This window comes from Clostridium sp. Marseille-P3244 (assembly GCF_900120155.1).
GTDB lineage: Bacteria > Bacillota > Clostridia > Lachnospirales > Lachnospiraceae > Mediterraneibacter.
On record NZ_LT635549.1, the window covers coordinates 1232326 to 1245971 of the forward strand.

Below are 13646 nucleotides of genomic sequence, written 5' to 3' on the forward strand. Positions count from 1 at the left end.
AAAGCATTAGAAATTCAGCGAGGAGGATATGATTATGAAAATTTTGAAGAAGGCAGCAAGCGTGGCGCTTGCGTCCGCCCTTGTATTTTCGCTGGCAGCCTGCGGAAACGGGGGAGGAGACGAGGGCTCATCCGATGCGGATACATTTAAGATCGGCGGCATCGGACCCACGACAGGAGACAACGCGATCTATGGAACGGCCGTAGAAAACGGGATCCAGCTTGCGGTGGACGAGATCAACGAGGCAGGCGGCATCAACGGATATCAGATCGAGTACCAGTTTGAAGACGACCAGTCTGATTCCGAGAAGTCCGTCAACGCGTACAATACGCTGAAAGACTGGGGAATGCAGATGCTGGTGGGAACCGTGACATCCACACCGTGTACGGCAGTGGTGGAGGAGACCCATGCGGACAATATGTTCCAGCTGACACCGTCCGCGACAGCTGTGGAGAGTATTCAGTATGACAATGCGTTCCGTATGTGTTTCTCTGATCCGAACCAGGGTGTTGCGTCCGCAGATTATATCTCAGAAAACGGGCTTGCTACAAAGGTGGCAGTGATCTATAACAGCTCTGACACATATTCTACGGGAATTTATCAGAGATTTGTAGAAGAGGCACAGACGAAAGGCCTGGAGGTCGTAGCGGCAGAGGCATTTACCGCTGACAGCAAGACAGATTTCTCCGTCCAGCTTCAGAAAGCAAAGGACGAGGGAGCAGAGCTGGTATTCCTTCCGATCTACTATCAGGAGGCTTCCCTGATCCTGGCACAGGCAGACAAGATGGGATTCGCACCGGAATGGTTCGGCTGCGATGGAATGGACGGCCTGCTGGCGCTGGAAGGATTTGACGCAAGTCTGGCCGAGGGACTGATGTTCCTGACGCCATTTACCGCGAATGCGGAAGATGAAGCGACACAGACATTTGTAGCTGATTATGAGGCGGCTTTCGATGAGACGCCGAATCAGTTCGCGGCAGATGCTTATGACTGTCTCTATGTGATCAAAGAGGCGGCTGAAAAAGCAGAACTCACGCCGGATATGAGTATTCCTGACATGTGCGATGCCATGAAGACAGCTATGACAGAGATCACGATCGACGGTCTTACTGGAAAACAGATCACATGGGGCGAGGATGGCGAGCCGTCCAAGCAGCCTACAGTTGTAGTTGTAAAAGAAGGAGAATATCAGGTTCTTCAGGCAGAGTAGTACAGGAGCGGAGGTACACACAATGGAGAAAAAAAATCTTGACTGGGAAAATATTGGATTCAATTATATCCAGACCGATAAACGGTATGTGGCAAATTACAAAGACGGGAAATGGGACAGCGGCGCACTGATCGATGATGCCAATATCGTCATGAATGAATGCGCGGGAGCGCTGCAGTACGCTCAGACTGTTTTTGAGGGAATGAAGGCATATACGACAGAAGATGGACGTATTGTTACTTTCCGCCCGGACCTGAACGCGGCCCGTATGGTGGATTCAGCAAAACGTCTTGAAATGCCGCCGTTTCCGGAGGACAGGTTTGTAGACGCGGTGGTTTCCGTAGTAAAAGCCAACGCGGCATATGTTCCTCCTTATGGATCCGGAGCCACACTGTATATCCGGCCGTATATGTTTGGAATCAACCCGGTGATCGGGGTGAAGCCGGCAGATGAGTACCAGTTCAGGATTTTTACGACCCCGGTAGGGCCGTACTTTAAAGGCGGCGCGAAGCCGATCACGATCTGTGTGTCTGACTTTGACCGGGCAGCGCCTCATGGCACAGGACATATTAAGGCAGGACTGAACTACGCCATGAGTCTTCATGCGATTGTGTCTGCCCATGCAGACGGATTTGATGAGAACATGTATCTGGATTCTGCTACAAGGACAAAAGTAGAGGAGACAGGCGGTGCCAACTTCATTTTCGTCACCAGGGATAATAAGGTTGTGACGCCTCATTCTACCACGATCCTTCCGTCTATCACACGCAGATCGATCATGTATGTGGCAGAGCATTATCTGGGACTGGAAGTCGAGGAGAGAGATGTCTACTTTGACGAGGTGAAAGATTTCGCGGAGTGCGGACTCTGCGGGACAGCAGCCGTCATCTCCCCGGTAGGAAAAGTGGTGGATCATGGCCAGGAGATCTGCTTCCCCAGCGGGATGGAGAAGATGGGGCCGGTGACACAGAAACTGTACGACACTCTGACAGGCATCCAGATGGGGCATATCGAGGCTCCAAAAGGGTGGATCAAAGTCATCGAATAATAAGAAAATAGTGATAAGAGGGCCATTGCCAGATAGATACGTAATGATCTATGGAGCAATGGCCCTCTTTTTCTGATTCAGAGCTGAAACAGGATTGTCGCGATATTAAAATAGATCAGGATGGAGAAGGTATCCACCAATGTAGTGATCAGCGGTGACGCCATGATAGCCGGGTCCAGATGCACCTTGCTGGCAAACAGAGGAAGCATGCATCCGATGAGTTTGGACATGACCGTGGTGCCGATCAGGGAAAGCGCGATCACAAGGGCCAGAGCGGGATCCTCGTACTGGATCAATATGCGGATCCCGTTGGCCAGTGCCAGTACAATCCCTACAATAAGGGAGATGCGGAATTCCTTGAAGACCACTCGGAAAATATCCCGGAACTGAATCTGCGAAAGCGCCAGCCCCCGGATGACCAGAGTAGAGCTCTGGGAACCGCAGTTCCCGCCGGTATCCATCAGCATGGGGATGAAGGAGACCAGCAGGGGAATAGCGGCAAAGGCATCTTCATACTTTGTAATGATGGTCCCGGTAATGATGGAGGCAAACATCAGGATCAGAAGCCAGGGGATCCGATTCTTTGCGTGCGTAAATACGGAAGTCTCAAAATAAGTCTTCTCGCTGGGATTCATGGCCGCCATTTTTGTGATATCTTCCGTGGCTTCATCTACCATGACATCCATAGCGTCATCGAATGTGACGATGCCCACCATCCGGCCGTCCTGATCCAGGACAGGAAGCGCCAGAAGATCATATTTCGTGAAAATCCGGGCCACTTCTTCCTGGTCAGTATGGGTATTGACGGAGATGATCTCTTTCTCCATCAGATCCCGGATCAGCATATCATCATCGGAGGTCATCAGATCTTTGGCACTGACGATGCCGATCAGTCGTCTCCTGTCCGTGACATAACAGGTATAGATGGTCTCTTTATGGATGCCGGTCGCCTTGATGTGCGCCATGGCCTGGGATACGGTCATCGTCTCCCGGATATCCACATATTCTGTGGTCATAATGCTCCCGGCGCTGTCTTCCGGATAATCCAGGAGCTGATTGATCAGCGCCCTGTCCGAAACACTGACCGTATCCAGGATCCGGTTTACCAGATTGGCGGGAAGCTCCTCCAGAAGATCTACGGTGTCATCCATATACAGGTCATCCAGGAGCTCTTTCAGCTCTTTTTCAGAAAAGATTTCCACAAGGTAAGTCTGCATGGAAGTCTCCATGTTGGAGAATACTTCCGCTGCCTTATCCTTCGGGATGAGACGGAAGGCAAGGGCCAGCTCTCTGTCATCCAGCTCTGAGAGCAGGGAGGCTATGTCCACTTCGTTCATCACATCCAGGATACTTCTGACAGCCTTGAACTGACGTTGTTTCAGGAGTTTTACAAAAATGTCCTTGTTCATGATAAGTACCTCTCTTTCTGTGATTTTCTTTATTTAAGCCGCACAAGTGACAACCGGCGCCAGAGTCCATAACCTCACCTCCTTTATCAGCAAAAATCAATGAAAGACAAACAGAAAACTCCGCCACTGCCTGAACAATGACGGAGCTTAATATTTCATCACATAACATGACCAGCATGCATCGTTCAAGCTTTAGCATCACAGGGCATATCAATTGCATTAGGTTGCGCCTTCACGACACAGCCTGCTGACCAGCTCATCGTGTCTCCACGATCCCGCGGCAGCAATCTTCGGGATAAACCCAATCCCTGTGGTAACCTCACCTACCGAAATGACGTATTCTGTTTTTATCTGCCGTCTTATTGTAGTCCGGCAGCAGCCATCTGTCAAGTAGAAATTATCTTGTTATCCATGGAAAAAGGGCGTATACTTCTAAATGGCATAAACAGCGGCATAAGAACATAGAAAAAATCATGGAGAAATGGCACAGAAAAACGAGATGTAATAGATGGAGGACGCGATGGAATATAAGATCACAGGGTACAGACCGGAAAAACTGTTTCATTTTTTTGAGGAAATCAGCGCCATCCCCAGGGGATCCGGCAATGAGAAAGAGATCAGTGACTATCTTGTGAGATTTGCGAAGGAACGGGGACTGTGGGTCTGGCAGGATGATGTGTATAATGTCATTATCCGGAAAGAGGCCAGCCCCGGTGATGAGGCCAGGCCGCCGGTTATGCTCCAGGGGCACCTGGACATGGTCTGCGACAATCAAGCCGGAACCGTCCATGATTTTGAAAAGGAAGGGATCCATCTGGCAGTAAAGGACGGCATCCTTTCCGCGGACGAAACTACGCTGGGAGCGGATAACGGTGTGGCAGTGGCAATGATGATGGCAGTGCTTGACAGCTCAGACCTCAGGCATCCTCCGCTGGAGTGTGTCTTTACCACAGAGGAAGAGACCGGGCTTGGGGGAGCGAAAGCTCTGGACAAATCTCTGCTCCGTGCCCGGACTATGATCAATCTGGATTCGGAAGAGGAGGATACCGCCACTGTAAGCTGCGCGGGAGGTCTCCGCATCCGCTTCGCGAAACCGGTCAGGAGAAAGAAGGCAAAGGGAACGCTTCTGGAGGTCAGAATAGAAGGGCTCTTAGGCGGGCACTCAGGCTCAGATATCGACAAAGAGCGCCAGAACGCGGCTCTGCTGATGGCCCGTATGGCAGATGAGCTGATCCGGAATACAGGAGCAGAACTGGTCACCTTTGAAGGCGGGACAAAAGACAATGCCATCCCGCGAGAATGCACGGCAGTATTTCTCTGCAGGGACAGAGACCAGGCAAAGGAAGCCGAAGAACGGGCCAGGTTTCTGGCACGGCAGATGGCGGAAGAAGTGTGTACAGCGGAGCCGGATTTTACCTGCAGAGTCAGAACCGGAGAAGAGGCTGCGATCCGGGTGCTTTCACAGGAAGATACCGCAGCATTTACAGGAGTTCTGCGTCTTGCGCCCAATGGAGTGCTGAGGAGAAAAGCCGGGGCAGACGGATTTGTTATTGCCTCGTCCAATCTGGGAATCGTCCGGACTGAGGAGGACAGGCTGGAAATCCTGTTCGCGCCTCGTTCTTCATCGGCATCCATCCAGAGCGATACAAAAGAACGGTTCCGGCTGCTGGCGGATACATTCGGCTTTGAAGCAGTGTATAGCGGAGAATATCCGGGATGGGATTACAGGGAACACTCCAGAGTGCGGGAGATCTTTCAGGAAAGCTATCGTAAGCTGACCGGGAAAGAGCTGAAGATCGAGGCCATCCATGCGGGTCTGGAATGTGGGATCTTCGTGGGAGCGCTTCCGGATCTGGACGCAATTTCTGTAGGTCCGACGCTTTATAATGTCCATACACCGGATGAGTGTATGCCGCTGGATTCCCTGGAGCGCTTCTACCGGCTGCTGACGGACGTACTTGAGAGGCTGGCGGAAGAATAAAGGCTTTGTAACAGGAGAACCGCAGATTGTATTTGACAGGAAGAAAGGAGAGCAAAAGTGGATCCATTCTACAGAGAACTGGAACAGGCGCTGGAGAGCGCGGAGGGGGACATCTGGACAGAGACTGTGCTGGAGGGAGAACACAGAGGAGAAAAACGACTGCTTTCTGCTGCGCCGGATGAAGAAATAACTGTACCGAAAGAAAACCAGGATGTGACCGGTACAGACGGGACCGGCTGCCGGGTATTCCGGGAGCGGATAGGCCGGACGCCGAAGTTGATTGTCTGCGGCGGCGGGCACGTGTCCGTCCCAATCATCCAGATCGGGAAGATGCTGGGATTTACTGTGACTGTACTGGAAGACCGGCCGAAATTCGCAGATCATGCCAGGGCAGCGGGAGCAGATACTGTGATCTGCCAGGAATTTGGGGACGGACTTGCCCAGATAAAAGGTGACTGGGATTCTTGGTTCGTGATCGTGACACGAGGGCATCGGTATGATGCCGAGTGCCTGGAAAAAATCCTGAGAAAAGATTATGCCTATGTGGGAATGATGGGCAGCAGGCGGAGAGTATCCATCGTAAAGGAACAGCTGGAGCAGAAAGGTGTGAATCGGGAGAGGCTGGACGGGGTACATACCCCCATCGGACTGAAGATCAAAGCGCAGACGCCGGAAGAGATCGCGGTATCTGTTATGGCAGAGATCATAGAGATCAAGAACAGCAGAGGGATGTCAGGAGGATATTCCGCTGAACTGCTGGAAGCGCTTCTGGACGGACAGAACCCGCAGAAGAGAGTGCTGGCTACGATCATCTCGAGGAAAGGATCTGCTCCCCGGGGCGTGGGGACAAAGATGCTGATCCTGGAAGACGGAAACACCATTGATACGATCGGGGGAGGCTGTGTGGAGAGCGAGATCATACAGACCGCTCTGTTAATGATGCGCACAGGGGAGCCTGTTTTTCAGATCCGCCGGGTGGATATGACCACCGATGTCGCAGAGGAGGAAGGCATGGTCTGCGGCGGAGTAGTGGAAGTCATGCTTGAAGTATTATTTTAACTGGAAATCAGAAGGTGGATATGATAGGATATAAACAAAGCATTTACAGCATTTCCAGTATGATTCATTCTCAGACGGCAGACGCCGTGTCAAAATTCTGACAACAGATCCAGGAAAGAAAACTCAATGCTTTTAATTCCCAATCAATATGGCAGAGAGGCTTTCCCGGAAACAGAAGAGGACTAAGCCTCCTGCGAGTTAATTAAAAAAGGAGGATGTCCATGAAAAACACGAGAGAAACCATCGACAACTATGGAACGAGTGTAAACCGGACCTATAAGTCCACGGTATTTGCCATGCTGTTTACAGAGAAGGAGAACCTGCTGGAACTGTATAATGCCATCAGCGGGAAGCATTACACAGATCCGGAACTGCTGGAAGTAAATACCCTGGAGAACGCCATCTATATGTCCATGAGGAATGACATTTCCTTTGTGGTGGACGGAAGACTTTCCCTGTATGAGCATCAGTCCACTTACAGCCCGAACCTGCCCCTGCGGTTTCTGTTCTACATCTCGAACCTGTATTCGGGGATGACCCGGGAGGTGAACCTGTACGGGACGCGGACAGTGAAGATCCCGGGGCCGGAGTTTCTGATCTTCTATAACGGGAGAGAGGAGATGCCGGAGCGGCAGGTGCTGCGGCTGTCGGATATGTTTACCGCAAAGGGAGAGCAATGCGGACTGGAGCTGGAAGCGGTGATGCTGAACCTGTGCGGGGAGCACAACCGGAAGCTGAAGGAAGCATGCCGGAGCCTGCGGGATTATGCAGAGTATACGGACCGGATCCGGAAGTATGTCAGGGAGATGGAACTGGAGGACGCGGTGGAACGGGCGATCCGGGAATGCATCGGGGAAGGGATCCTGAAGGAATTTCTGGAGAAACACAGAGCGGAGGCGAAGAGCATGAGCATATTTGAATATGATCAGGAGAAGCACATGCGGATGGAGCGGGAAGAGGCCTGGGAGGAAGGCCATGCAGAGGGTCATGCCCAAGGCCATGCGGAAGGATTTGCCGAAGGACGGGCTCAGCTTTTTGGGATCATAGAAAAGAAGCGAAAGAAAGGTGAGACCGCCGAACAGATTGCCGCGGATCTGGACGAGGAGGTGTCTGTGATCGAGGAGCTCTTAAAAGAGCAGGGATTACATAAGTAGCTATCTATGTGCCGCGTATGAGCTATTGACACTCTATTCCGGAGATGCTACGATAATTACAGATGAATACTGCGTGCTTATATAGGTTCATAATCGGTTGAACGTCTCTACCAGCCGCCGGAACGGCTGACTATAGGTATGCGGGATACAGCATGCGCTGTACCGCATATGTTATGGAGAGGAGTCAGGCCGATGAATGAACCTGTTTTTATTTTAAAAGGAAATATCATATATAGTAAAAGTGTGAAAGAATTTGCCGTTTACGAGCACAGCTATCTTGTCTGTGAAGAGGGCAAGGTCAAAGGAGTATATCAGACACTGCCTTTCCGGCTTGGCGGAAGGCCCATCCAGGATTTCGGGGACTGTCTGATTATCCCGGGTCTGGTGGATCTGCATACCCACGCGCCTCAGTATTCCTTCCGGGGGCTGGGCATGGATCTGGAACTGCTGGACTGGCTTGAGACAAATACATTTCCCGAGGAAGCCAGGTATGGATCTTCGGAGTATGCCGGGACCGCCTACCGTATCTTTGCGGACAGTATGAGGAAAAGCGCTGTCACGAGAGCCTGTGTTTTTGCCACGGTTCACCGGGATTCCACTCTGATTCTTATGGATCTGCTGGAAAAGACCGGGCTGGACACTTTTGTGGGAAAGGTAAACATGGACTGGAATGCTCCGGAGTATCTGCGGGAGGAGACGGAGGAGTCGGCAGAAGAGACGCTGGAATGGATCCGGGATGTGGAACACCGTAAATATGCCAATACCCGGCCTATCCTGACGCCCCGGTTCATTCCCAGCTGTACGGACGGACTTCTGGAGGAGCTGAAAAAGCTTCAGATGCGTTTCGGACTGCCGGTGCAGTCCCACCTGTCAGAAAATCTCGATGAGGTGGCATGGGTAAAGGAACTGTGCCCCCGGGCAGAGTTTTATGGAGACGCTTATGACCGGTTCGGTCTGTTCGGAGCGGACTGTCCCACTGTTATGGCCCACTGTGTGTACAGCGATGACAGAGAGATCGGACGGATGAAAGAAAACGGCGTATTTATCGCCCACTGTCCGGAGTCCAACATGAATGTGTCTTCCGGCATCGCGCCGGTGCGGAAATTTCTGGAAGAAGAGCTTCATGTAGGACTTGGCAGCGATGTGGCGGGAGGCAGCACGGAGAATCTGTTCCGGGCCATGGCCCATGCGGTACAGGCCTCCAAGCTGAGGTGGCGCCTTCTGGATAACAGTCTGGCGCCGCTGACAGCGGAGGAAGTTTTCTATCTGGCTACAAAAGGCGGCGGAAAATTCTTCGGGAAGGTCGGAAGTTTTGAGCCGGGTTATGAGTTTGACGCGGTGGTCCTGGACGATGGCAGACTGGCCCATCCCCAGGCGCTTGATATCAGAAGCAGGCTGGAACGGATGATCTATCTGGCAGACGAGAGGGAGATCCGGGCGAAGTATGTAAAGGGACGAAAGATCGATCTCTCCTGAACCGAGAACGGAGGTGAGCGGAAACGATGAGTATCATGAAGAATACTGCGAAAGAACGGGAACATGTAACAGGGAAAAGCGTAAACCGGGTGGATGCCTTTGAGAAGGTTACCGGCCGGGCGAAATATGTTGATGATCTCTGCGACCGCAACGCATATGTCGCGAAAGTGCTGCACTCCACGATTGCTCACGGGTATGTGAGATCAGTGGACACATCCCAGGCAGAGAAGATCCCCGGAGTGGTGAAGATCGTGACCTGTTTTGACGTGCCGAAGAATTATTTTCCTACAGCCGGACATCCCTGGTCCACAGAGCCGGCCCATCAGGATGTGGCGGACCGCCTGCTCCTGACAGATCATGTGCGCTTCTACGGGGACGATGTAGCCGCTGTGGTGGCGGAAAATGAAGTGGCCGCGGCACAGGCTGTGCGGGCGCTGAAGGTGGAGTATGAGGAGTTTCCTTTTGTGCTGGATGTCCATCAGGCCATGGAGGAAGGAGCGCCTCAGCTTCATGAGAAATATCCTGGAAATGTGCTGGCCCATACGTCCATCCGAAATGGAGATTATGAGAAGGCGATACGGGAACCGGGGCTGACAAAAGTGGAGGGCTGGTACCAGACTCCGACAGTACAGCACTGCCATATCGAGAACGTGATCTGCTATGCATATATGGAGCAGGGAAGATATGTGGTTGTTTCTGCCACTCAGATCCCTCATATCTGCCGCCGGGTGGTGGGGCAGGCCCTGGGAGTGCCCTGGGGGCAGGTGCGGATCATCAAGCCTTATATCGGCGGCGGGTTCGGGAACCGGCAGGATGTCCTGTATGAACCGTTGTGCGCGTATCTGAGCGCTCAGGTTGGAGGAAGAACCGTGAAGCTGGAAACATCCAGGGAGGAAACCTTCGCCTCCACAAGAGTCCGGCATGCCATCCATTTTCATATTGTATCCTATGTCAGGCCGGATGGGACCTACGCGGCGCGGAAGTTCGAGAGCTTCTCAGACCAGGGTGCCTATGCATCCCACGGACACAGTATTGCGGCCAAAGGGATGGGATGCTTTCCTCAGCTCTATCCGTGTCCCAACATTGAGGCGGACACTTATACGGTTTTTACAAATAAATCTGTGTCCGGAGCTATGAGAGGATACGGCATTCCTCAGGCTATGTTCGCCATGGAAAGTCATACCGAAGACGTGGCCCGGGCCATGGGAATTCCTCCTTATGAATTCCGGATGAAAAATGTGATGCCGAAAGGATTTACAGACGGATTTTCTAAAAATGTTAATTATTATGATACGTTCCGGGAATGTATGGAAAAGGGGCGGAAAGAATTTGACTATGACCGGAGATTAAAGGAATATGAGGGACAGACCGGAGATGTCCGGCGGGGCGTGGGCATGTCCGTGTTCTGGTACAATACCGGCGTATGGCCCATCTCTCTTGAGACATCTGCCTGCCGCATGGTGCTCAATCAGGACGGAAGCATCCAGGTCCAGGTGGGAGAGACGGAGATCGGGCAGGGGGCGGATACCGCCTTTGCCCAGATGGCGGCAGAGACGCTGGGCATCCCGCTTGAGATGGTCCATGTGATCTCCACGCAGGATACAGATGTAACGCCTTTCGGGACGGGGGCTTACGCCTCCAGGCAGACCTATATGGCGGGGTTCTCCATCCGGCAGACCGGGGAGCTGTTGAAAGAAAAGATTCTGAAAACCGCCTGCGACCTGACCCGGCAGATGGAGGAAAATCTGGATATTATCAATGGCGATATTATCCGGACGACGGACGGGGAAGTGCTGATGTCACTGGGAGAGCTGGCCACGGAGAAACTTTACAGCCTGACGGACAACGGCCATCTCACGGCGGAGAGCAGCTATCAGATTAAGAATAATGCCTATTCGTTCGGCTGTACTTTTGTCGAGGTAGAGGTGGATATTCCTGCCTGCAAAGTACAGGTGACGGATATCCTTAACGTTCACGACTGCGGAAGACTGATCAATCCGGCTCTGGCTGAGGCACAGGTCCACGGCGGCATGAGCATGGCGATCGGATATGCCCTGTCGGAGAAGCTGCTGTATGATGAGAAGACAGGAAGGCCGCTGAACAACAACCTGCTGGATTACAAGCTGTCGACCTTTCTGGATCACCCGGACTTAAGAGCCTCCTTTATTGAAAATTACGAGCCCACCAGCGCATACGGAACAAAGGCGCTGGGAGAGCCTCCTGCGTGTTCTCCGGCTCCGGCGATCCGGAACGCAGTCCTGCAGGCCATAGGAGTGGCGGTAAATGAGATTCCCATGCGACCGCATATCCTGTTTGAGGAATTTAAGAAGGCCGGACTGATCTGACGGCTGTCGGCCGGGTGGATTTATAAACGCAAGATTTAAGACTGTAAAAGGCAGAAAAGAGGTGGAATCATGTATGACATGAAGGCATTGTACGAGGCCGGGAGTGTGGATCACGCGATCTGGCTTCTCAAGGAACATCCCGGAGCTCAGATCATCGCGGGAGGAAGCGACGTGCTGGTCCAGATGCGGGAGGGAAAACGCTCCGGCGCGGAGCTGGTCAGCATTCATGGCCTGGATGAACTGCGGGGTGTGAAGATGGAGAAGGACGGTACACTGCGCATCGGTTCTCTCACCAGCTTTTCTCATATTACAAAGGATCCGCTGATCCGGGAATATTTTCATGTGCTGGGAGAAGCAGTAGACATGGCAGGCGGACCTCAGATCCGGAATATCGCCACTATAGGGGGAAACACCTGCAACGGGGTGACCTCGGCAGATTCAGCATCCACCCTGTTTGCCTGGGACGCGGTCGTGGAGCTGACCGGAGCGGAAGGGATAAGACGGATCCCGATCGCAGATTTTTACCTGGGTCCGGGGAAGGTGGACCTTCGTCCCGCAGAGCTGCAGACAGGGATTTTGATCCGGAAAGAATCCTATGAAGGATACAAAGGACATTACATAAAATATGCGATGAGAAATGCAATGGATATTGCGACTTTGGGATGTTCTGTAAATGTAAAACTTTCTGAAGACAAAAAAATATTTACAGATATTCGTATTGCATATGGGGTGGCAGGCCCTGTACCCCTGCGGGCAGTTCACGCGGAACAGGCAGGAAGAGGTCTGGATGTAACGGAAGAAAACATAGAAAAGATCGGGGATGCCGTTCTGGAAGATATCAGGCCCCGGGACAGCTGGCGAGCCAGCAAAGCCTTCCGGGAGCATATTTCCAGGGTTTTGTGTAAGCGGGCTCTGCGGGAGGCAGCCGGAAAGGCAGGTGGCAGGACAGATGAGTGAAAACGGGAGAAAACAGTATAAGCTTGTGAGGTGCCGGATCAATGGAGTGGAGCGGGAGACGATGGTGGATGTCAGGGCTTCGCTGACGGATATGCTGCGGAATGATTATTCCCTGACCAGCGTTAAGAAGGGCTGCGAGGTAGGTGAGTGCGGCGCCTGCAATGTAATCATCGACGGAGAATGTTATAATTCCTGTATATATCTTGCAGTCTGGGCGGACGGAAAAGAGATCCGTACTTTGGAAGGCCTGATGGGTCCGGCCGGAGAGCTGTCCGATATCCAGCAGGCATTTATCGACGAAGCGGCTGTCCAGTGCGGATTCTGTACTCCGGGCATGATCATGAGCGCGGTGGAGATCCTGGAAAGCGGGAGGGAATACACACGGGAAGAACTCAGAAAACTGCTCTCCGGACATCTGTGCAGATGTACCGGGTATGAAAATATTCTGAACGCAGTGGAAAAGACCATGCGGAAGCGGCTGGAAAACGCGAGAAGGCAGTAATGCCGTTGAAAGATTCCCAAAACATAAAATAAGGAAAAAGGAAAAAAACACCGGGAGACCGATACATGCTCTGAAAGCATGGATCTGGCTCAGGTGTTTTTTTTTCGTCCGGCCGGAAGCTCTTCTTTGAAGTCAAAGAAGTAGTATACAGGGATTTCAAGAGCATCCGCAATATTGAATAATGTCTCAAGGGAAATAGAAGTGGGAACATTAGGCGCTTCGATATTGCTTAAATGTGTCCGGCTTACGTCGATGCGTTCTGCAAGCTGCATTTGAGTCAGTCCCCGCAGTTTGCGGTAATAGGCTATGTTCAGTCCAAGTTTGATATATCGTTCTTCGTGATTCAATGTCGTATTTTTCATAGTCCTCCTGTTCCGTGACATGTATATATTATACACGAAAATAACACTTATTAAAATATTATGCTATTTACACATATTTTTCAATGGGTTTTTGGGGGCAGATGTGCATTTATATTATTTGCTGGATTCGGGGAATCATTCCG

The 13646-nt window shown here is 51.9% G+C and carries 11 protein-coding genes and 2 riboswitches; of the genes, 9 read left to right on the forward strand and 2 right to left on the reverse strand.

Features of this window, described 5'->3' with window-relative positions:
- Window positions 1-34: 34 nt before the first annotated feature.
- Both BQ7367_RS07605 and BQ7367_RS07610 read left to right on the forward strand, forming a co-directional pair.
- On the forward strand, window positions 35-1210 hold the full coding sequence (locus BQ7367_RS07605) for an ABC transporter substrate-binding protein (protein ID WP_072524892.1): 1176 nt from the start codon (window positions 35-37) through the stop codon (window positions 1208-1210).
- Between the two features lie 22 nt (window positions 1211-1232).
- Window positions 1233-2258, forward strand: coding sequence for a branched-chain amino acid aminotransferase (locus BQ7367_RS07610; RefSeq protein WP_072524893.1), 1026 nt, complete (start codon window positions 1233-1235; stop codon window positions 2256-2258).
- A gap of 77 nt (window positions 2259-2335) precedes the next feature.
- On the opposite strand, the gene mgtE is transcribed toward BQ7367_RS07610, so the two are convergent.
- Window positions 2336-3667 carry a magnesium transporter gene (gene mgtE, locus BQ7367_RS07615; RefSeq protein ID WP_072524894.1) on the reverse strand — a complete coding sequence of 444 codons (1332 nt, stop codon included), beginning with the start codon at window positions 3665-3667 and terminating at the stop codon, window positions 2336-2338.
- Window positions 3668-3838: 171 nt separating this feature from the next.
- Window positions 3839-4005, reverse strand: a riboswitch (M-box (ykoK) riboswitch).
- A gap of 182 nt (window positions 4006-4187) precedes the next feature.
- Here mgtE and BQ7367_RS07620 point away from each other — a divergent pair.
- The 7 genes from BQ7367_RS07620 (at window position 4188) to xdhC (ending at window position 13141) form a co-directional block, all read left to right on the forward strand.
- Complete coding sequence (locus BQ7367_RS07620) at window positions 4188-5648, forward strand: aminoacyl-histidine dipeptidase (protein ID WP_072526136.1); 1461 nt, start codon at window positions 4188-4190, stop codon at window positions 5646-5648.
- A 57-nt stretch (window positions 5649-5705) separates the two neighbouring features.
- Complete coding sequence (locus BQ7367_RS07625; RefSeq protein WP_072524895.1) at window positions 5706-6707, forward strand: XdhC family protein; 1002 nt, start codon at window positions 5706-5708, stop codon at window positions 6705-6707.
- 221 nt (window positions 6708-6928) lie between these two features.
- Window positions 6929-7861, forward strand: a complete 933-nt coding sequence (locus BQ7367_RS07630; RefSeq protein WP_072524896.1) for a hypothetical protein — start codon at window positions 6929-6931, stop codon at window positions 7859-7861.
- A 57-nt stretch (window positions 7862-7918) separates the two neighbouring features.
- A riboswitch (purine riboswitch) is annotated at window positions 7919-8014 on the forward strand.
- Between the two features lie 39 nt (window positions 8015-8053).
- Window positions 8054-9337 carry an amidohydrolase family protein gene (locus tag BQ7367_RS07635; protein ID WP_072524897.1) on the forward strand — a complete coding sequence of 428 codons (1284 nt, stop codon included), beginning with the start codon at window positions 8054-8056 and terminating at the stop codon, window positions 9335-9337.
- A 26-nt stretch (window positions 9338-9363) separates the two neighbouring features.
- Complete coding sequence (gene xdhA, locus BQ7367_RS07640; RefSeq protein ID WP_235837570.1) at window positions 9364-11682, forward strand: xanthine dehydrogenase subunit XdhA; 2319 nt, start codon at window positions 9364-9366, stop codon at window positions 11680-11682.
- 69 nt (window positions 11683-11751) lie between these two features.
- Complete coding sequence (xdhB, locus tag BQ7367_RS07645) at window positions 11752-12639, forward strand: xanthine dehydrogenase subunit XdhB (RefSeq protein ID WP_072524898.1); 888 nt, start codon at window positions 11752-11754, stop codon at window positions 12637-12639.
- Complete coding sequence (gene xdhC, locus BQ7367_RS07650) at window positions 12632-13141, forward strand: xanthine dehydrogenase subunit XdhC (protein WP_072524899.1); 510 nt, start codon at window positions 12632-12634, stop codon at window positions 13139-13141. The genes xdhB and xdhC overlap by 8 nt, the downstream gene beginning before the upstream one ends.
- 89 nt (window positions 13142-13230) lie before the next feature.
- On the opposite strand, the gene BQ7367_RS07655 is transcribed toward xdhC, so the two are convergent.
- A complete protein-coding gene (locus BQ7367_RS07655; protein WP_200786721.1) occupies window positions 13231-13503 on the reverse strand; it encodes a helix-turn-helix domain-containing protein in 273 nt (90 codons plus the stop codon).
- Window positions 13504-13646: the final 143 nt, after the last annotated feature.